A 19,380-nucleotide genomic window follows, 5' to 3' on the forward strand; every position below is an offset into this window, starting at 1 on the left:
AATACTAGGGCTTTTTTTTACGGTTTTAAGCAAATAGATGTTTGATTTTGTGCTTGTTAAAACATTTTTTTTGATGCATTGTTAATTAAATACATCTCTTAAAAAATAATGTCATGGAAACGAAAAATGAAAAACACAGACCGATCAAAAGCGATTTGATCGATATTGAAAATGAAAAAGGAGAAGTGAGAAACGAAGAAAATATAGAGAAAAACTCCTCTTCAAAAGTAACCAGTAGATTTGAAAAGAAACATGGTCGTACGCACAATTCATTTGGCGATGGACATGAACCGGGTACTACTCCTGGAACAGGAATTTAGTAATACAACAAATATTTCATTACATTTAAACCACGATAATTTTTCGTGGTTTTTTAATTTCTATTCTCATGCAAAGAAGACAATTTATCCAAAATTCGGCCTTGGCCATGGCTGTACTTTCTTTTTATAAATCAGATGTTTTTGCCAATACCAATTTAGCGAGAGCATACCAGTTTAAACTGTTACGCAACGATGTAGGTATTTTTACAGAGCAGGGTGGTACAATTGCCTGGTTAAATGGAACAAGTGGATTTGTAGTGGTAGACTCGCAGTTTCCAACCACGGCACCACATGTGATAGAAGAATTAAAGAACCTGAGCGAAAAACCATTCAAATATTTGTTAAATACACACCACCATGGTGATCATACTGCTGGCAACATTGCATTTAAAGATCTGGCAGAGCATGTTGTTGCCCATCAAAACTCGTTGGTAAACCAAAAATTGGCAGCAGAGAAAGCTAAAAATAATGATAAACAGCTTTATCCTGATGTTACATTTGGCAAGGGTTGGAAAGCGCCGGTTGGAAAAGAAAAAATCAGTGCTTCTTATTATGGCTCTGGTCATACCAATGGCGATGTTGTTTACCACTTCGAAAATGCGAATATTGCACATGTGGGCGATTTGGTGTTTAATCGCCGTTACCCATATATCGATAAAGACAATGGGGCACATATCGGCAATTGGATCACCGCACTTGAGCAGATTCAAAATAAATTTGACAACGATACCTTGTTTATTTGGGGACACAGTTTAAATCCAGAAAAAGTAACAGGAAACAAAGCAGATATTAAAGCATTTCAGAATTACCTGCAATCGCTGATGACTTTTGTGGGTAGCGAGATCAAAGCAGGGAAAACAAAAGAAAGATCTTAAAAGCAACAAGTATTCCGGGTGCACCAGAATGGAAAGGCGATGGCGTGGCAAGGAGCTTAACAGCAGCCTATACAGAATTGACCACAGGTTAGTAAAGATTTCAAGTCTATTGTAGATTGAATGCTAATGTTTATAAAGCAGTTGCTGTAATTTATTTTCAATTTATAAACGTTCTATATTGAAAAAATATATGCTATTTTGTTGATAGTTAAATAATTCCATAGCGTTATAGGGTATATTTGTTCAACAAATCCTTATCGGTTATGGACGATTTCTTAGCTGCCCGTTCACAGATGGCCCTTTCGTTGGGCTTTCACATCATTTATGCCTGTATTGGTATGGTTATGCCTTTTTTTATGGCCGTATCGCATTACAAATGGCTTAGAACAAACAATGAAGTTTATAAACACATTACCAAGGCCTGGAGTAAAGGTGTAGCCATCTTTTTTGCCACGGGTGCGGTTTCGGGTACCATGCTTTCTTTTGAATTGGGGCTATTGTGGCCAAAGTTTATGGAACACGCTGGGCCAATTTTCGGTATGCCGTTTTCCTTAGAGGGAACAGCTTTTTTTATCGAAGCCATTGCCTTGGGTTTCTTTTTATATGGATGGACCAAACTTAACAAATGGTTCCATTGGTTTACAGGTGTTGTGGTTGGGGTAAGTGGTCTGGCTTCGGGTATTTTGGTTGTGGCGGCCAATGCCTGGATGAACAGCCCAGCAGGTTTTGATTTTGTAAATGGCCAATACCTAAATATAAGTCCCATACAAGCCATGTTCAACAAAGCTTGGTTTACACAAGCACTGCACATGTGTTTGGCCGCATTTACGGCTACTGGATTTGCGGTTGCAGGTGTACACGCCTTGATCGATCCTGAGAAAACAAAGCCAAGACTTCCATTTTAAGGCCTTTAAGATTGCGGCTACCTTTGCTACCATCTGTGCCGTGCTACAACCGATTAGTGGCGATATCTCTGCAAAGGATGTAGCCAAAAGGCAACCTGCAAAATTAGCTGCCATGGAAGCCTTGTACCATACACAAAAACCCGCTCCTTTGTTGATTGGCGGAATTGTAAACGAGCAGAAGAAAGAGGTGAAAATGGCGATAGAAATTCCTGGAGCCCTTAGCTTTTTAGCCCATGGCGATTTCAAATCTGAAGTTAAGGGTTTGGATAAAATTCCGGAAAGCGAGCATCCACCAGTCGCGGTTACCCATTACGCCTTCCAGATCATGGTTGGCATTGGAAGTCTATTGGTACTCATCTCTCTGATCTATTGGTTTACTTTGTGGCGTAAAAAATCCATATTGAGTAAACGTTGGGTATTGAAACTGTTTGTTTATGCTATCCCATTGGGTTATATCGCTTTAGAAGCAGGCTGGGTGGTTACAGAGGTTGGTCGCCAACCTTGGATCATCTACGGTATCATGAAGACCAAGGATGCCGTAACGCCGATGCCGGGTATTGCCTGGTCATTCTATCTGTTTTCGGCCATCTATGCCTCACTCAGCATCATTGTCATCTTTTTGCTGTACCGTCAGATTAAAATGGTGCCAACCCTTTACAGTCAATCTGAAACCGACCCTAAACAACTTTAATTATGGAATATGTTGTCATCGCCTTTCTTTGCCTAGCTATTCTCCTTTATTTTTTGTTGGGAGGAGCAGATTTTGGAGCAGGTATCATCGAATTGTTTACTTCCTCAAAAAATAGGAGCAAAACACGCAATACCATGTACCATGCCATTGGTCCGGTTTGGGAAGCCAACCACATGTGGCTGATCATTACAATCGTAATCTTGTTTGTGGCATTTCCAACGATCTATACAACCATGTCTGTTTACCTGCATATCCCCTTGGCCATTATGTTGATTGGGATCATTGCCCGAGGAACAGCTTTTGTGTTTAGGCATTACGATGCGGTTAAAGATGAAATGCAGGGGGTGTATAACAAGGTGTTCATCTATTCGAGTTTCATTACACCGCTATTTCTGGGAATCATTGCTGGAAGTGTGCTTTCAGGTCAGATTGACCCTCAATCCACTAATTTTGTTGATGCTTACATCTTTAGCTGGCTCAATTGGTTTGCTGTAGCCGTTGGTTTGTTTACCGTTGCGCTATGTGGGTTTTTAGCGGCCATTTACCTAATTGGAGAGTGTAAGATTGAGGCAGATAAAAAGCGCTTTATCAAAAAGGCAGAATTGATGAATATTGCAGCAGTAGTTTGCGGGGCATTGGTTTTTATTGCTGCGGGTAAGGAAGATGTGCCATTGGTTAGCTGGGTGTTCCAAAACCAAGTAGGTTTAATCGCGGTTATTTTGGCCGGTTTGTCTCTGGTGTTGTTATGGTATTTGTTGTTGAAAGGAAAAACAAAGATACTAAGAGTTTTAGCTGGCTTTCAGGTTACAATGATCCTATTGGCAATCAGCTATGCCCACTTCCCCAATTTTATCCGATTAAAAAATGGAGATATAGTTTCACTTTTTGGAAGCATTGCACCCGTTAAAACAGTTGACAGTTTAGGTTGGGCCTTGGTTTTGGGCAGTATATTGATCTTGCCTTTTTTAGGCTATCTGTTCTACAAGTTTCAGCAGAAAGAGGAATAGTTTTTTATATAAAAAGTTGAAAGTCGAAAGTTTTTTTTCTAGTAGCTCATTCTTCTACTTACTAACCTTTTACCTGCTATACACCTGCGCTAATGCTTCGTCTTTTCCGGCTGCATAATTTTTGATCGAATAACTTACAGCCACATCTGGTGTCAATGGGCCTTTTTTACCTTTCCAGTTTTCCCAATACCTGGTAGAGTAACCAATTACAATCTTTGATTTTGGAAGGGTAAACCCTCTTACTTCACCATAATGGTTGATGTTGCCACTCGTAGGTTCGCCGATAAAAGTAGCATTTGAATTTCTTTTCAGTTCAACCGCATTCATTACCGCCGATGAAAAAGTGGCTTTGCCAATCAATACAAAAAACTTTTCTTTTCGATTAAGATAACTTTGTTTGATCTTTTCTATAAAAGGAGTTAAGATGCCAGAGTTTCCTCCACTATTGTAGCGTAGGTCTAAAATGATTTTTGTGGGTTTGTATTGGTCTATAGCTGCAAATAGTTCATCATTAAATTTGGCAAAGGGATTGTTTTCTTCCTCCCTACATTTGTTGTAGTTGATATAGATAGCCCTTTTGTCGGGGTCGTAATCGAACCAATAGTTGCCCTTTTTCTTTTTCAATAGTAATGTCGAATTGGCTTGGGTGAGCTTTACATTCGAGATATTGTTTCCTTGCACCGAACCTAGTTTAACTTTAGATTCTTTGCCATCCGTACCTATCAAAGTAAATTCAGCTTCTTGATCAGTGTTGATAATGCCCAAACCTTTTAATAAAGTTGGATTGTTGATGAAATGAAGAAAATAGACATCGAAATAAGAAGGATTGTAATGTTGAATGGCTTCGTTAAACAATGAAATCACTTTACTGGTAGGTTGACCATTGATGGCAACCAATCGTGTCTGTAGCAAGGCTGCATGCGTAGGGTCTATTCCGGTAACAAATAGACCTTCCTTAAATAATTCGAATTGGATAGGCAAGATTTTGGTGAATTTAGGTTCTATAAAAGTGTGTTCATCACCAATGGAAACAGTTAGCTTAAATAATGATGCAATAAAAGTCTCCTCATTTAAAACATCGGCCTTGGCTTTGATCAGGTCTATCTTTTTTTCAAAGCTCAGTGAATCTATTTTAGCAAAAAGATTGGTATGTTTTGCAGGAAGGGTCTTTTTTAGAAATTCTAAATCTTCAATAAAATCGTTTTTGGATAAGGTCTGTGCAAAGGCAATATTGCTGAGCAACACAAATAGCATAAGGACAATCGTCTTTCTCATTTTAATCTAGTTTTTTAGGTGGTCCAAAAAAGACAACATCTATATGGTAATGTTGCATCAGCCACACAAAAAACTAAAATTTATATTTTCCGATCTTATCATCTGCTTTTAGATACTTGGCTAGAGCGGCAGAACCATACCAATTAAATAATTCTGCATCCAACAGTTTGGCCTTTACAGCAGGGTCGGTTGCCAATATTTCTTGGGCTTCGGCTATAGATTTGGTGTTTAAGATAAATATGCCCCTGTAGGTCTTGTCGTTTTTAGCCAATGGGCCAGCAACGATCAATTTGTTGATTTTTACCAATTTTCCCATGTTCTCCATGTGTCCGGCAAATAAGCTATCCGTTTTGGCCTTCGTTTCACTGGTATTGCTCCCTGTTTTTAAGATCGACCAAAACATACATTTTCATCCCATAGTCATCTGCCTCATATTGCTTAGCAAGGGCAGCATCATAATTTGGGTTTGGTTTTTTATCTTGGGCATTCACGGCGAAAGCCAACGATAAAAGAAGAGAAAAGATTGTTAATTTTTTCATGGTATTTTGATTTAAGCTTAAATATAAGAAATCTGTTTTAGCTTATTTTAGGAAAATTAAAGCTCGTTGAGCCTCTTGCCAAGGTATTTTTTAAATTGGGCGTGTTTGGTTTCTCCGATCATCTGGTTGTTGTAGATACCCGTATGGCCAGACATCAGGTACGACACTACGCAAGCAATGGCTACATATACCCCACATTCGCTACCAAATAATTCAATGGCCATTAATGTACAGGCCAATGGCGTATTGGTGGCACCTGCAAATACTGCAACAAAGCCCATGCCTGCTAACAGCCCCATTGGTAATGGAATAAAATAGGAAAGCGCATTACCTAAAACCGCTCCAATAAAGAATAGGGGAGTTACTTCGCCACCTTTAAAACCTGCAGCCAATGTAACAATGGTAAATGCCATTTTTAGGATAAAATCGTAGCCAGGCAGTTGTTCGTTAAATGAAGAGACAATGGTTGGAATGCCCAATCCGATATATTTTGTAGTACCAATGGCTAAAACAGCTAACGCTACGATAATACCACCAACAAACGGACGTAAGGGTGGAAATGCAATTTTAGCTTTAAAGATAGTACTGGTAAAATGGAGGGTTTTGCTGAACGTAGCTGCGCAAAGCCCAAAAGCCAGCCCTGCAATGATGGCGTAGCCGATGTATATTGGAGAGATATCAGGTATAACGGCAATGTGGTAGTGCGTATGGTTGGTTTTCCATAGTTTGGTCACCAAATCTGCTATAATTGCTGCAGTAAATGCAGGAAAGATGGCGGTGTAGGTTAAGCGGCCAATCAAAAAAACTTCCAGAGCGAAAACTGCACCCGCTAATGGGGTACCGAAAATAGAGCCAAACCCTGCAGCAATGGCGGCAATGATCAAGGTTTTTCTTTCGGCTACAGAGAGTTGGAAAGGTTGGCTAAATTGGTCGGCAATTGAACCTGCCATTTGTAGGGCCGTTCCTTCTCGTCCGGCAGAGCCGCCAAAAAGATGGGTAACCATGGTGCCGATATAAACAAACGGTGCCATACGCCACGGAATGGTTTTTTGCGGAGAAATGACAGTGTCAATAAGTAGGTTGTTTCCGGCTGCTACGTCTTTGCCATAATAATGATAGAGTAGGCCTACAGCTAGACCGCCAAGTGGTAGGCCTGCAATTAACCATACATGGTTTTCACGATAGTTCGTTACCCAATCTAACGACTGTAGGAAACCAGCAGAAGCCGATCCGATACAAGTACTGATAATGGAACAGATCAACAACCATTTCAATAGATAGGGAATCGTTGGAAAACGGTTAAAAAATGAATCGACCAGTTGTATGGGCTTTTGTAAGACTGTTTTCTGTTTATTGCTGGACATTATTCTCCTGATCAAATGTTTTACATTCATAACCAGGCGTCATCAGCTTTTGAGGGCGGTTTAATTAGGAAGACACCATTTCCTTTTGTTCTTGTTAACAAATTTAAGGATTGTTTTGGATTGTACAAGCGTATTGGTGACAGCACTTAAAGACAACTTATTTTATTTTTTTAAAAAGTTCATCATTCTTATGAATATATTTTATATACTTGTAATGATAAGTTAAGCGATAAGGTTCGGCAGCTATGATAAAATACTTTTTGATAGGAATACTTTGCATATTAGGTCTAAATGTAAATGCGCAGGATATGGTCGTAATTAAATCTGTACATCTTAAAACAAATGATTCTGTTTTGGTGTACAAACCATCTACCTATCAAAAAAGTCAAAAATATCCTGTTGTTTATTTATTGCATGGGCATTCGGCAAATTACAGGTCGTGGAGTAAACTTGCCGATCTACAGGCCTTGGCTAACCTATATGGATTTATGATTGTTTGTCCCGATGGTTTGAAAAAGAGCTGGTATTTAAATTCACTAAATAAGGATAGCCTACAATATGAATCCTTTTTTATAAAAGAGCTATTGCCTAAGATCGCCTCCTTGTATGCTACTGATGCCAAAAAGTATTTTATTACCGGAGCGAGTATGGGTGGTTTTGGGGCAATGAGTCTTTTGATCAGTTATCCAAACTTGTTTTTGAGCGCAGGGAGTACTTCTGGTGTGCTGAATCTACGCCATTCGGGTTTTAAGAAAACTACCTTGGCTTATATATTGGGCGCATACAGTGAAGAAAATAAACTGTTTGATGAATATAGTCCGGTAAACCGGCTGCATTTGATCAAAGACCTTAATAAAAAGCTGATTTTTGATTGTGGCACCGAAGACTATCTATACAAAGCAAACAATCAGTTTAGGCAGCAATGCGATTCTTTAAAAATCAAAGCTACCTACATTACCCAGCCGGGCGCCCATACTGGTGGCTACTGGTCTAAAACAATCCATCAGCATTTTAAATTTTTTGATGAACTGGCAAAGGAGACAACAAAATAACCGAATATAAATTTCTAACAAAAACACACGTGAAAAAATTAAAAACATTACTGGGTTGTATGCTGGTTACGGCATCATGCGCACAGTTACAGGCACAGGTTTTACAAGCAGGTTCAGACAAGGCGATATTGCAGACCAAACAGGGTAGCATTGTGGAGCTTCCAGGCTTTCTGACCGAAAAACTCAATCGCATCAATTACCAGAAGATTGTTTTGCCTGGTCCACAGTTTATCATTTCTGATGACCCAGAGTATATCAGAGTGCCAGAGGCCATTGCCTTAAAAGAGGCGGTGGTGCCAGGTGCAGTACGTTTATATGTATACAATGTAAATGGGGTAAAAGAACCGGCTAAGATCGACCGAAAAATTATTGCCGTATTGAAAAATACAGGAAAGCAGACCATGCACTTGAGGATGTTAAAATATTCTTCGCAAAAACCAAGCTTGAATTATTTCCAGATCGGAAAACAAGGACTTGCCGATTATTTTGCCTCTAATGGAAGTGAAGTGATCAGGAGCATTGCGCCAGGAAAATCTATTTCCATTGACGAGAAGTTGGACAAACACATTGTAAAATACGACGAATTGGTACATGGTTTTTATGAATTTGTGATCGATCAGCCAGGAGAGGTTTCTGTTGTGCAAGCTGCACCAGGTACGCCAGTTCAAGTTGCTGCAGACAAGATCAAAAACATCATTCCATTTGGGCATGCCAATGCGGGTCGTGGAATTTTTGGGGTAAGTAACTATAAAGTGGTGAACGATCAAACTATAGATACCAAAGATGGAGTGGTACAGTTGATGTTGGCCGATGGCGCAACTGACCCTTGGGTAGTTGGAAAAGAAAGCCACAGCGGAATGGTGTCTAAACTAGCCGGTAACTATGGAGTGATGTACGATGTAGAGTTGAAGTGGAAGAGTACAGATGGCAAAGGCCTGGCCTTGGTAACGTGGAACTCAAGGTCGGCAGATAACCAATGGTGTGGAGGTATGGCAGCAAGTATGGTGGTGAGCGAAGGGCTTTTCCCAGCAGGATGATCCAGTTGCCAAAAGACCGATTGGTGACCAAGAAAGCTCCAGAAGCAATAGTGATCCAAGTATTTAAGCCTTCGGCTGATGGAAAGGAACAAACGATAAAGTTGAAGTATTCTCCTCCAGGTGCTTCGTGTTTGCCTACGCCATTGATCTTTATCCCAATAGATATGAAATAATCCATTTGGTCCTGAAAGTTGATGCTTTGGCTTTCAGGATCAAATTTAATATAAGTTCAATAACCTGTTTCTCACCAGCAAACAGGCGCCCATTACCCCAGCTTTTTCGCCAAGTTTCGAGAATTTTAATTGGGTATCGCTGCTTACCAAACTCAAAGAGTATTTGTTGATGGCACTCAATATAGGCAAACGGATATATTCGCCTGTAGCAGCCAAGCTTCCTCCTAAAATAACAAGTTCAGGATTAAAGATATTAATCAATAAGGCAATACCCCTGCCCAATTTTTCGCCAATCTGGGCAATCAGTTCGATCGAGAGTACATCATCATACTGTACAGCCTTGATAATGTCGTCTAAGATGATGTCGTCAATCTGTAATTTCTGTTGGGTAATGATAGACGTAGAAGATCCTTGTGCTACTTTTTCTTTAAACAACCGCAACAAGGCTTGTCCAGATGCTTCGGTTTCCAAACAACCTTTCTTCCCGCATTTACAAATAATCTCATTGTTAAAGAGCGGGATGTGTCCAAACTCGCCTGCAAAGCCAGATTTACCATAGTACAAATGGCTGTTGATGATGATCCCCATCCCTAGGCCGTAATCCATGTTTAAGAAGAGTACGTTTCTTTCGTCGCGTACCACACCCGCATTAAACTCGCCATAGGCCATGGCCCTAGAATCGTTTTCAAGAAAGGCTTTTACGCCCAATTCCGATTCTAAAAATTTAGTCAATGGTTCTTCATTGAAATGGAAGAAACTGTAGCTATATCCAGTTGAATAGTTGATCCGACCAGAAAGGTTGATACCAATGCCCAAGATCTTGTCTTTACCTACGCCAGTTGTTTTAATGAATTTTTTAATGGCATTGCAAAGTTCGATCAATGACTCTTGGCTATTGTTTAATTGATAAGGTACATTTTCCGAAATGTTGACCAGATTTTTCTGTAGACCCGCCAGGCCAATGTTCAGGTGTGTGTATTTTACATCAACGCCTATAAAAAATACAGAGTTGGATATCATTCCATAGATATTGGGTTTTCTTCCGCCAGTAGAGTCCAGTTTTCCAAGATCTTCTACCAGTCCATCGTTTACCAGTTCGGCCACCAGATTGGTAACTTTTGGAGTGCTGAGGTTTAATTCCTTACAAAGTTCGGCGATGGTAGAATTGCCATTGTTACATAAAAGGGAGATGATATTTTTTTTGAGGTGGATATTCTTGAAAGCTACCCCAGATATATTTTCGTCGTTTAATTCTTCAAAAAATGTCATAATTATTGGTTAATAATTACTAAATATCATTTAATAATTAAAATTATTTAAAAACATGCCATAATTACAGTACGGTCTGTGGGTTGAAGCGTTAATGAATGATACAATTTCGGCTAAATGGCGACTGCAAAATTAAATTAAAGATACATATAATCATTAAACTTTGTAAAAATTACGTCTCAAAGTAACTAATTAAATTCAATTAATTTTTAAAACACTGTTTTTCAGACGGTTATATATTTATGAAATCTACTTAATAAAAAAAATTAATAATTGTTCATGAGTTATTAAAAAAAAGATTACTTTCGTTATCACCAAATATCAATATGAATTATCTAAGGCATCTTTTTTTAACTTGTGTTTTATGTATCACTGCCAGTTTATCTCAGGCGCAGTTAACAGTCAACACTTCATTGTTAATTATTGGCGGCGGGGCAAGTGGCACAACAGCAGGTATCCAAGCTTCTAGAATGGGTGTTCAAACACTTATTATTGAAGAGACCGATTGGTTGGGTGGTATGCTTACTTCAGCAGGTGTTTCGGCCATAGATGGTAATCACCAGTTGCCATCGGGTTTGTGGGGAGAATTTAGACAAAAACTATATAACTATTACGGAGGAGCCAAAGCTGTAGAAACCGGATGGGTAAGCAATACTTTATTCGAACCATCGGTAGGTAATAAGCTATTAAAAGAATTGGCCAAAGAAGCCAAATTGGATATTTGGTACAGATCGCAATGGCTCAACGTTCAAAAAACAGCCAATGGCTGGACGGTAAGTGTTAAAAAAGACAATAAGACTTATACCATCAATGCAAAACTTTTGATTGATGCTACCGAACTGGGCGATGTAATGGCCGCAGTAGCGGCGCCTTATCGCATCGGGATGGATAGTAGATCGGTAACAGGAGAAATTTATGCGCCAGAGCAGGCCAACGACATTATCCAAGACCTTACCTACGTAGCCATTTTAAAGGATTTTGGCATAGGAGCAGATAAAACCATCAAAAAACCTGCTGGTTACGACCCAAAGGTATTCGAGCACAGCTGTGATGTAGCAGACCCTGCTGCCAAAGACAATACGCCGATTATAGATTGTAGCAAGATGATCACCTATGGCAAGCTGCCAAATGGAAAATACATGATCAATTGGCCAAAAAATGGCAACGACATCTATTTAAACCTGATAGAGAAAAGTCCGAAGGAAAGAACAGAAGCCTTAAAAGAAGCAAAACTACATACCTTAAGGTTTATTTATTACCTACAAACGGTAATGGGTTTTAAACATCTTGGTTTGGCAGAAGATGAATTTCCAACTGCCGACCACTTGCCAATGATTCCTTATAACCGCGAATCGCGTAGGTTAAAAGCCAAAGTAGACCTGACCTTGCCTTATGTGGCACAACCTTATCAACAGAAAGAAGCTTATTATAGAACCGGAGTGGTGGTAGGCGATTATACCATAGATCATCATCATCTTAAAAATCCAGCTGCACCTGCGATCGATTTTGTGAAGATCAAAGTGCCAGCTTACAATGTTCCCTTAGGTTCGTTGGTGCCAGAAAACACCAAAGGACTGATCGTGGCAGAGAAAAGCATTGGGGTTTCTAATATCGTTGCTGGTGCAACCAGGTTACAGCCAGTAGTATTGGGTATCGGGCAAGCTGCAGGTGCCTTGGCTGCGGTAGCCATTAAAAACAATATCGATCCAGCCGAAGTCAATATTCGCGAAGTTCAGCAAGAATTATTGAACAGCAAGGCCTATCTGATGCCTTTTATAGATGTAAAACCAGAAGATGCCAATTTTCAGGCGATCCAACGCATCGGAGCTACAGGTATTCTTCAAGGTACAGGTATTTCCTACAAATGGGCCAACCAAATGTGGTTTTATCCGCAACATCCGATCAGCGAGGCCACTTTTATCCAAGGCTTGAAAACATATTATCCGGCAATTGCAGAGGTAGCTGCCTCAGGAAAAGACCTTGATGTCGATTTCTTCTCAACAGTTATAGCTATGCTGAACAAACAAGTAGCGAAAGAAACAATTGCTGCTGATCTGGCCATCATCAAAAAACAAAACCAAAAGCCAAATGATACCACCATCAACCGTGGCCAATTGGCTGTATTAATAGATAGATACCTTAAGCCATTTGCTGTTGAAATCAACTTTAATGGCCGTCTAATGCAATCAAAATAACCAAATAAAACAAAGTAAACTTAACATGATGTTGAAATTTTTTACCAAAAAAGAAAAGCTTCCATGGATCGATCTTATCTCTGGTGCTTTGTATGTTCTGTTTTACCACCGTTGCCTTTGCGCAATCGAGGGTAGTAACAGGTTCAGTAACAGACAAGCAGTCCCTGCCTTTGCCAGGTGTATCGGTAACGGTAAAAGGGACCTCTAAAGTAGTCCAGACCAATACCGATGGGAAATTTTCCATCACCATGGATCAAAGTGAAAATGTACTCTTGTTAACCTACATCGGATTTACCCAAAAAGAGGTAACCGTAAAAGGAACAAGCGTAAACGTAACATTAGAAGAAACCAATTCGCTATTGAACGAAGTGGTGGTAGTAGGTTATGGTACACAGAAAAAGGCAAATGTATTAGGTTCGGTGGCACAGCTTACCAGCGAAGACCTTAAACAAGCGCCAACCATGAACATTACCAACATGTTGGCAGGTAGGTTGCCAGGTATTACCACGATCCAATCGTCGGGTAGGCCAGGAGCTGATGATGCCACCATTCGTGTTAGAGGTACTTCTACCTACCAAGGTGGACAAGGACCTATCGTAATTGTAGATGGGGTAGAACGTTCTTTTTCTCAACTGGACCCTAACGAGATCGAGAGCATCTCGGTATTGAAAGATGCATTGTCATCAGCGGTATATGGTTTACAGGCTGCAAATGGTGTAATCTTGGTGACTACCAAAAGAGGTAAAGTAATGGCACCTAAGATCAGTTACGATGGGGCGATCATGCAAAATTCAAATACGCGTTTCCCTAAATTTTTAGATGGCCCTGATTATATGGACTGGTTCTCTAAAGCAGAAACATTAGATAATGATTACCGTATCAATGTAGGTATGGACCCAAGTCCCTTAACCTATACACAACAACAGATCGATGCTTTAAGAAATGGTACCAATACAAATCCACTTTTGGGCAATACCGACTGGGTAGGCCAATTATTGGGAAAAAAGAGTTATTCTCAAAGCCACGGGATCACCGTTAGAGGTGGAACCGAGAAAGTGAAGTATTTCTCGAGTTTAGGTTACCTTGACCAAGATGGAGTTGTAGAAAATACAGGTTACAAAAGATTTAATCTAAGAACCAATATCGATGCGCAGTTGAACGATGTGTTATCCGTAACATTCGACATTGGTGCAAGAATGCAAAAAACAAATACACCAGGTATCTCTCCAGATAACTCGGCTTATATGAACCCCTTCTATCAGGCCGTTAGAACTTTGCCTAACATGCCGATGTATGCAGAAAATGGTTTGCCAACGGCTTATCAAAGTAATGCAGGTTATGTAAACCCTATCGCTTCGGTAATGCAATCAGGTTATCAGAATGGCGAAACCAACGTTTTCCAAAGTACACTTACTTTTAACGTAAAAGTGCCTTGGATCAAAGGCCTAACTGGAAAAGTGTTGACCTCATTTGATAAAAATGCAACAGAGAACAAAAACTGGACTACACCTTATCCATTAATGGGAAGGTTTAGGGGACAGACCACGGGTAATTTCACCTTGATCTCAAACCCTCCAGGCATTACAGTAAATACCCTTCGTCAAAACTACAGTCAGAATAACAGGTTAACCTTCCAGCCAAGCTTAAACTACACCAGAACATTCGAAGGTGGACACACCATTACGGCCTTGGCTTTATACGAATGGTCTAGGTATCGTTCTAATGTATTCTCTACAGGCGCCAGAAACTTTGCACTTTCTGAACTACAAGAAATCGATTTTGGGAGTACAGCCACCAACGACTTTATCAGCCCAACCGGAAGTAGTGGTCTTGGTGCAAGACAAGGTTATGTGGGTCGTGTAAACTACGCGTACAAGGACAAATACCTATTTGAGGTAGCAGTTAGAGCTGATGCTTCATTGAGTTTCCCTGCAGAAAACCGTTGGGGTTATTTCCCAGGTGTTGGTTTAGGATGGGTAGTAAGCAAGGAGGATTTTTTTGGCAAGATGTCTAAAACCATCAACTTCTTAAAGGTTAAGGCCTCTCATGGAGTGTTGGGTAAAGACAATACCGTAACATCTTTCCCTTACTTACCAGGATTCATGTTAACGGATAGCCCGGTTGCCATCATAGGTGGTGTGCCAGTTTCGGCACTTTATACCACAGCACCACCTAATAGAAACTTAACTTGGGAGCGTCACACCACCACAAACGTCGGTGTTGAAGCTGAGTTTTGGAACGGAAAATTAGGTGTTGATTTCGATTATTTCTATACCGTAGTCAATAATATCCTTACCGGAAGAGGTAACCTTTATCCGCCAACATTGGGTGGAAACGTACCTTCTACCTTTAACGATGGGATTAGCGATAACCGTGGATTTGACCTACAGTTAAGACACAGAAACAACATTGGCAAGTTTAACTATTCGGTTACAGGTAATTTTAACTGGGCCAGAAATAAGATCATCTTGATCAACGAAAACGAAAACCTTCCTGCATGGCAAAAACGTACAGGCAGACCAATTGGCGAGAAAATCGGCTTTATTGTAGATGGCATGTACCAAACATGGGAAGAAGCTAGAAACGGTTCTTCGCCAAGTAGTGGTTTCTTAGCGCCAGGTTATTTCAAATACAGAGACTTGAATGGCGATGGTAGGATTACCAGAGATGCAGATATGACTTATATTGGTAAAAGTAACCTTCCAGAGATCATGTACGGGATCAACCTACAGGCAAGTTATGGTGGTTTTGATTTCTCTGCTTTATTTCAAGGTGCAGCGCTTTCTAGTTTAGCTTTGGGTGGTTTGTACGAAAGATCATCAGGTACATCTGGTATCGAAGACAACAGTCCGTTTACCAAAACCTTCTACGGTTACGGAAACTCTCCATATTATTTGGTAGAACAATCGTGGTCGCCAAGCAATCCAAATGCAAAATATCCTCGATTAACATCAGGAGGAGTATCACTTTCGCCGCACAATGCCAATCAGAACTCTGGATTTATAGTAGACAACTCTTACATCCGTCTAAAATCTATACAAGTTGGTTATACTTTGCCTAAAAGTGTATTCAAATCGAAAATTGAAAGGGTGCGTTTTTATGTTACTGGCTTCAACCTATTTACATGGGACAAGTTGAAATATCTTGATCCAGAAATGCCAAACGTAAATAATGGATTCTATCCACAACAGAAAATCATTCTCCGGAGGAGTAAACCTTACCTTTTAATTAGAAGTCATGAAAAATTATATAAAAATAACAAAGAAATCATTCCTAGTATTAGGGGCCGTTTTGGTAATGGGTTCTTGTAAAGTAGATTATGATCCATTAGATAGATATACAGATGTTGCCGTTTATCAAAATCCTGCCAACATCAGGTCGTATATCATCGGGATGTACAGCGAGTTCAATACCTTCAAATTTGGTACTTTCCCAATCGGGTACGACAATGCAACAGATGCGCTGACCGATGTGATGAAATACTCTTCGGGTGTTTCAGGAAACGGTACCGTTAATATCTTGGCTTCAGATGCATCGAGAGTAAATGCAGCCGGACCACAGTTAAACTATTGGGCTACAGGTTATGCCCGCATTCGTCGCCTAAATGAGTTTTTAGAAGGATTGGATACCAAGGCCCAAGGTCTTGACAACAATTCAAAACTACAGTTTCAGGCAGAAGCCCGTTTCATCCGTGGTTACGTATACTTCTGGTTAGTTAAATTACACGGCAGTGTGGTTTTGTTAGATAAGCTGGTTGATCCAGAGCAAAAAGACAATCCACGCTCAAGCGAAGAAGATTGTTACAAGTTCATCGCAGCCGATTTCGCATTTGCGGCACAAAACCTACCTGCTAACTGGGATGCATCAAACACAGGTAGAGCCACTAAAGGCGCTGCTTATGGGATGTTGGCCAGAACTTGGTTGTATGCAGCCTCTATTGCCGAATACGATAAAAAACAATTCAATGCAGATCCATTAACGGGTATTCCGCAGGCAAAAGCTACAGAATATTACACTTTTGCTTCTAATGCAGCAGATGAGGTGAAAAAATTGGCTGGCCAAGGCATCTATGCTTTAGATGATTTTGGAACCATGTTTACCAACAAGAACTCAAAAGAAGCAATATTTAAGATTGCGTATCTACGTCCTCAGCTTACGCATCAATACGATTTGGGCTTTGTTCCACCTAAAGATGTTCCAGGTCAGGCTTTGGTGTATGGTGTGCCAACTGCAGAATTGGTAAATGAATTTGAAATGAACGATGGTTCTACTTTTTCATGGGCCAACCCAACCATGGCAAACAATCCCTATGCCAATAGAGAACCAAGGTTTTATGCTACCATTTTACACAATGGTGCATCTTGGAAAGGCCGTACCTTAAATACTACAACAACTGATGATATTGAAGGGATTACAGAATACGGCGCTACAGAAGCCAAGAGAACGGTAACAGGTTATTATGCCAAAAAATTCTTAGACCAAACCAATACCAACATTGTGATCAACAAAAGTGACCAGACTTGGATGGAGATGCGTTATGCAGAAGTATTGTTGATTGATGCCGAAGCAAAAACCAAGATCAATAACATTGGTGGGGCCAAAGCATCTTTAAATGAGTTGAGGACCAAACGTGGTTTGCCAAACACCCCATCGCAAACACCTGATGAAATGATGAGGGCCATTGAGCACGAAAGGATCATCGAACTTGCTTTTGAAGGTCACCGTTATTGGGATTTAAGAAGATGGAGAAAAGCCCACACCAAATTGAACAACATCAGGTTTACCGGACACAAAGGTACGCCTAGTGGGTCAACTGTTACGTATGCAACGGTAACCGTAGATAATGCGAACAGACAATTTACACCTGCGCTTTATTACATTCCAATTCCGTTGGACGAAATCTTAAGAAACAAAGCAATTACCCAAATCAAAGGCTGGTAATCATGGCTATTAACCTAAAAATATTCGTAATGAAAAAATTATCATTTATAGTAGTTATAGCATTATCAGTTTTAATGCTTAATTCCTGCAAGAAAGCGGAGCCGATCGTAAGAAACGAAAGCACCGAGCTTGCAGATATCTATGGCACTTTAGAAGGGCAGGGCGGCAGTAGGCTGTTCGAGGCCAGGATCAGTGCAAATAAGGATACCATTTATTTTGATATTCCTTATTATTATCCGGCCAATTCTGATAACGAGGTCAATCTATCAAAGATCATCTTAAGATCAGTTGTACCTTCAGATGCAATAGTATCGCCAGCACTTGGTACAGTACAAGATGTTTCGAAACCTTTTAAATTAACGATCACCTCGGGGACCTGGTGCTACCAAATCTTTTATAGTGGTGGCCCGTAAAGTGGGCGATGTGTCTATTACAAGTGCCAACGTAGAATACATTGCTGGCGCCAGTACCCAAAAAATAGAAGCAGTGGTCAAAGACAAAGAAGTATTGTTCTACATCCTGCCAGGTACCAATGTTTCAACAGTTAAACTGAACCTCAACATCAATAAACACTCCACAAGTTCTATTGCTACAGGTTCAACCATTAACCTATCGCAAGATGTACCTTTGGTAATTACAGGTAAAGATGGTTCTCAAAAGACCTATACCTTAAAAGCAACAGAGCCAATCAAACTTGATTATGGCGTAGGATGAACCGCAGGTTATGGACCAAAACGGCAAGTGAGCTTGGCTTTACCAGCAACATGGAATCTGCATTGGCAGTATCTGGCGATTACCTGATCACTGTAGTACGTACCAATCCAGCCAAGTACCGTGTGTTCAATAGAAATACTGGAGAGTACATCAAAGATATGGCACTTCCGTTTAGCACATTGGCCTTCCAGATCGCCAACGATTTAGATGGTAATATCATAGGTACAACCTATGCTGCCAAAGGTGGTAAGTTTACCGTATACAAATGGGCCAATATCGATGCAACCCCTGTAAAATTATTCGAGTGGACCAATAGCAACCCAACCGGAATTACAGGTGATGGTGGCGTTGGACGTCGTTTAAATATTTATGGCAACCTAAATGGCGATGCTGTAATTACCACAACAGGTGGCCAGTCTCAGATGATCTACAAATGGACACTTAAAAACGGTGTAGCTGTTAGTCAAGATCACAAGTGATCAAATACGAATCGATTACCGGTGGTGCTGCTTCGTTTATGGGTTACCAGGCCGATGCACAACCTGTTTCTACCGATCCAAACGGAAACTACTTTATCAACTACCAGTTTGAGATTGCGCTTGTTAATGGCGTTAGCAACCAAAGCATGTTTGGATTTAACAATTCAACAACTGTATTTGGTATCTTCCACTTTGCCACCGATTATATAGAATTTAACAATGCCAAATACTTGGCCATCCAAAAATTTGTTAAATCGTTTAGTTACAACAATGCGGTTTTAGGCTTGTTCGATGTTACGGAGAACTCTAAGATCAGTCTTGCACCATCAGATCCAAGATACAATACATTTAACATCTATAACTCTGAAGAATTCTTGGGTGCCAATGCCAATACAAATGGTACGGGCGATGTAACGATTGGATTATCTGCCGATAAACAGAGAATGCAGGTTTATATGCTGTTGACCAACGGTGGTATCATTGCACACGAATTTACTAAATACGCCCCTTAATACTTACCCGATGGTACTGTCTGCTAGCAGAT

18 protein-coding genes, 1 pseudogene and 1 riboswitch are annotated in these 19,380 nt (G+C 40.2%); of the genes and pseudogenes, 14 read left to right on the forward strand and 5 right to left on the reverse strand.

The window, feature by feature from the left end; genetic code table 11:
* Positions 1–113: 113 nt before the first annotated feature.
* The 4 genes and pseudogenes from ACFJIZ_RS00560 (at position 114) to ACFJIZ_RS00575 (ending at position 3,798) form a co-directional block, all read left to right on the forward strand.
* The gene (locus ACFJIZ_RS00560) at positions 114–320 is read left to right on the forward strand and encodes a hypothetical protein (RefSeq protein WP_379089681.1); all 207 of its coding nucleotides are present in this window, start codon (positions 114–116) and stop codon (positions 318–320) included.
* A gap of 68 nt (positions 321–388) precedes the next feature.
* Positions 389–1,195 carry an MBL fold metallo-hydrolase gene (locus ACFJIZ_RS00565; protein ID WP_379089683.1) on the forward strand — a complete coding sequence of 269 codons (807 nt, stop codon included), beginning with the start codon at positions 389–391 and terminating at the stop codon, positions 1,193–1,195.
* A gap of 263 nt (positions 1,196–1,458) precedes the next feature.
* Positions 1,459–2,791: pseudogene (locus tag ACFJIZ_RS00570) on the forward strand (cytochrome ubiquinol oxidase subunit I).
* A gap of 2 nt (positions 2,792–2,793) precedes the next feature.
* Positions 2,794–3,798 (forward strand): cytochrome d ubiquinol oxidase subunit II, encoded by a 1,005-nt coding sequence (locus ACFJIZ_RS00575; protein WP_379089684.1) that lies wholly within the window; start codon positions 2,794–2,796, stop codon positions 3,796–3,798.
* Positions 3,799–3,867: 69 nt separating this feature from the next.
* On the opposite strand, the gene ACFJIZ_RS00580 is transcribed toward ACFJIZ_RS00575, so the two are convergent.
* The 4 genes from ACFJIZ_RS00580 to ACFJIZ_RS00595 form a co-directional block, all read right to left on the reverse strand.
* Positions 3,868–5,073 carry a hypothetical protein gene (locus ACFJIZ_RS00580; protein ID WP_379089686.1) on the reverse strand — a complete coding sequence of 402 codons (1,206 nt, stop codon included), beginning with the start codon at positions 5,071–5,073 and terminating at the stop codon, positions 3,868–3,870.
* A gap of 73 nt (positions 5,074–5,146) precedes the next feature.
* Entirely contained in the window at positions 5,147–5,476 is a 330-nt protein-coding gene (locus ACFJIZ_RS00585) for a YciI family protein (protein ID WP_379089687.1), read from the reverse strand.
* Positions 5,436–5,612, reverse strand: coding sequence for a hypothetical protein (locus tag ACFJIZ_RS00590; RefSeq protein ID WP_379089688.1), 177 nt, complete (start codon positions 5,610–5,612; stop codon positions 5,436–5,438). The genes ACFJIZ_RS00585 and ACFJIZ_RS00590 overlap by 41 nt, the downstream gene beginning before the upstream one ends.
* Before the next feature lie 56 nt (positions 5,613–5,668).
* Positions 5,669–6,991, reverse strand: a complete 1,323-nt coding sequence (locus tag ACFJIZ_RS00595; protein ID WP_379089689.1) for a voltage-gated chloride channel family protein — start codon at positions 6,989–6,991, stop codon at positions 5,669–5,671.
* An 11-nt stretch (positions 6,992–7,002) separates the two neighbouring features.
* Positions 7,003–7,068: riboswitch (Fluoride riboswitch) on the reverse strand.
* 153 nt (positions 7,069–7,221) lie between these two features.
* On the opposite strand from ACFJIZ_RS00595, the gene ACFJIZ_RS00600 reads away from it, so the two are divergent.
* The 3 genes from ACFJIZ_RS00600 to ACFJIZ_RS00610 are packed head-to-tail and all read left to right on the forward strand — an operon-like array spanning position 7,222 to position 9,238.
* A complete protein-coding gene (locus ACFJIZ_RS00600) occupies positions 7,222–8,028 on the forward strand; it encodes an alpha/beta hydrolase (RefSeq protein ID WP_379089691.1) in 807 nt (268 codons plus the stop codon).
* Positions 8,029–8,057: 29 nt separating this feature from the next.
* Positions 8,058–9,065, forward strand: a complete 1,008-nt coding sequence (locus tag ACFJIZ_RS00605; RefSeq protein ID WP_379089693.1) for a copper amine oxidase — start codon at positions 8,058–8,060, stop codon at positions 9,063–9,065.
* Positions 9,062–9,238: a hypothetical protein gene (locus ACFJIZ_RS00610; protein ID WP_379089695.1), complete on the forward strand. Its 177-nt coding sequence runs from the start codon at positions 9,062–9,064 to the stop codon at positions 9,236–9,238. Before ACFJIZ_RS00605 ends, ACFJIZ_RS00610 begins: the two co-directional genes overlap by 4 nt.
* A 45-nt stretch (positions 9,239–9,283) precedes the next feature.
* Here the strand turns inward: ACFJIZ_RS00610 and ACFJIZ_RS00615 are convergent, their stop codons facing one another.
* A complete protein-coding gene (locus ACFJIZ_RS00615) occupies positions 9,284–10,507 on the reverse strand; it encodes an ROK family transcriptional regulator (protein WP_379089697.1) in 1,224 nt (407 codons plus the stop codon).
* Between the two features lie 326 nt (positions 10,508–10,833).
* Between ACFJIZ_RS00615 and ACFJIZ_RS00620 the strand changes: the two genes are divergently transcribed.
* From ACFJIZ_RS00620 to ACFJIZ_RS00650, 7 genes are all read left to right on the forward strand, one after another.
* Positions 10,834–12,702: an FAD-dependent oxidoreductase gene (locus tag ACFJIZ_RS00620; RefSeq protein WP_379089700.1), complete on the forward strand. Its 1,869-nt coding sequence runs from the start codon at positions 10,834–10,836 to the stop codon at positions 12,700–12,702.
* Positions 12,703–12,794: 92 nt separating this feature from the next.
* Positions 12,795–16,013 (forward strand): SusC/RagA family TonB-linked outer membrane protein, encoded by a 3,219-nt coding sequence (locus ACFJIZ_RS00625; RefSeq protein WP_379089703.1) that lies wholly within the window; start codon positions 12,795–12,797, stop codon positions 16,011–16,013.
* Positions 15,940–17,643: a RagB/SusD family nutrient uptake outer membrane protein gene (locus ACFJIZ_RS00630; RefSeq protein ID WP_379089705.1), complete on the forward strand. Its 1,704-nt coding sequence runs from the start codon at positions 15,940–15,942 to the stop codon at positions 17,641–17,643. Before ACFJIZ_RS00625 ends, ACFJIZ_RS00630 begins: the two co-directional genes overlap by 74 nt.
* A 29-nt stretch (positions 17,644–17,672) precedes the next feature.
* Positions 17,673–18,056: a DUF5018 domain-containing protein gene (locus ACFJIZ_RS00635; protein ID WP_379089707.1), complete on the forward strand. Its 384-nt coding sequence runs from the start codon at positions 17,673–17,675 to the stop codon at positions 18,054–18,056.
* Positions 18,046–18,357, forward strand: coding sequence for a hypothetical protein (locus ACFJIZ_RS00640; protein ID WP_379089709.1), 312 nt, complete (start codon positions 18,046–18,048; stop codon positions 18,355–18,357). The genes ACFJIZ_RS00635 and ACFJIZ_RS00640 overlap by 11 nt, the downstream gene beginning before the upstream one ends.
* Positions 18,354–18,836 (forward strand): DUF5018 domain-containing protein, encoded by a 483-nt coding sequence (locus ACFJIZ_RS00645; RefSeq protein WP_379089711.1) that lies wholly within the window; start codon positions 18,354–18,356, stop codon positions 18,834–18,836. The genes ACFJIZ_RS00640 and ACFJIZ_RS00645 overlap by 4 nt, the downstream gene beginning before the upstream one ends.
* Positions 18,833–19,348: a hypothetical protein gene (locus ACFJIZ_RS00650; RefSeq protein WP_379089713.1), complete on the forward strand. Its 516-nt coding sequence runs from the start codon at positions 18,833–18,835 to the stop codon at positions 19,346–19,348. Before ACFJIZ_RS00645 ends, ACFJIZ_RS00650 begins: the two co-directional genes overlap by 4 nt.
* Positions 19,349–19,380: the final 32 nt, after the last annotated feature.

The organism is Pedobacter sp. UC225_65, assembly GCF_042698365.1.
Lineage (GTDB): Bacteria > Bacteroidota > Bacteroidia > Sphingobacteriales > Sphingobacteriaceae > Pedobacter.

Coding starts and splice junctions, on each gene's coding strand:
- ACFJIZ_RS00560 (WP_379089681.1), top strand. CDS start 114: ATGGAAACGAAAAATGAAAAACACAGACCGATCAAAAGCGATTTGATC.
- ACFJIZ_RS00565 (WP_379089683.1), top strand. CDS start 389: ATGCAAAGAAGACAATTTATCCAAAATTCGGCCTTGGCCATGGCTGTA.
- ACFJIZ_RS00575 (WP_379089684.1), top strand. CDS start 2,794: ATGGAATATGTTGTCATCGCCTTTCTTTGCCTAGCTATTCTCCTTTAT.
- ACFJIZ_RS00580 (WP_379089686.1), bottom strand. CDS start 5,073: ATGAGAAAGACGATTGTCCTTATGCTATTTGTGTTGCTCAGCAATATT.
- ACFJIZ_RS00585 (WP_379089687.1), bottom strand. CDS start 5,476: ATGTTTTGGTCGATCTTAAAAACAGGGAGCAATACCAGTGAAACGAAG.
- ACFJIZ_RS00590 (WP_379089688.1), bottom strand. CDS start 5,612: ATGAAAAAATTAACAATCTTTTCTCTTCTTTTATCGTTGGCTTTCGCC.
- ACFJIZ_RS00600 (WP_379089691.1), top strand. CDS start 7,222: ATGATAAAATACTTTTTGATAGGAATACTTTGCATATTAGGTCTAAAT.
- ACFJIZ_RS00610 (WP_379089695.1), top strand. CDS start 9,062: ATGATCCAGTTGCCAAAAGACCGATTGGTGACCAAGAAAGCTCCAGAA.
- ACFJIZ_RS00615 (WP_379089697.1), bottom strand. CDS start 10,507: ATGACATTTTTTGAAGAATTAAACGACGAAAATATATCTGGGGTAGCT.
- ACFJIZ_RS00620 (WP_379089700.1), top strand. CDS start 10,834: ATGAATTATCTAAGGCATCTTTTTTTAACTTGTGTTTTATGTATCACT.
- ACFJIZ_RS00625 (WP_379089703.1), top strand. CDS start 12,795: ATGTTCTGTTTTACCACCGTTGCCTTTGCGCAATCGAGGGTAGTAACA.
- ACFJIZ_RS00630 (WP_379089705.1), top strand. CDS start 15,940: ATGAAAAATTATATAAAAATAACAAAGAAATCATTCCTAGTATTAGGG.
- ACFJIZ_RS00635 (WP_379089707.1), top strand. CDS start 17,673: ATGAAAAAATTATCATTTATAGTAGTTATAGCATTATCAGTTTTAATG.
- ACFJIZ_RS00645 (WP_379089711.1), top strand. CDS start 18,354: ATGAACCGCAGGTTATGGACCAAAACGGCAAGTGAGCTTGGCTTTACC.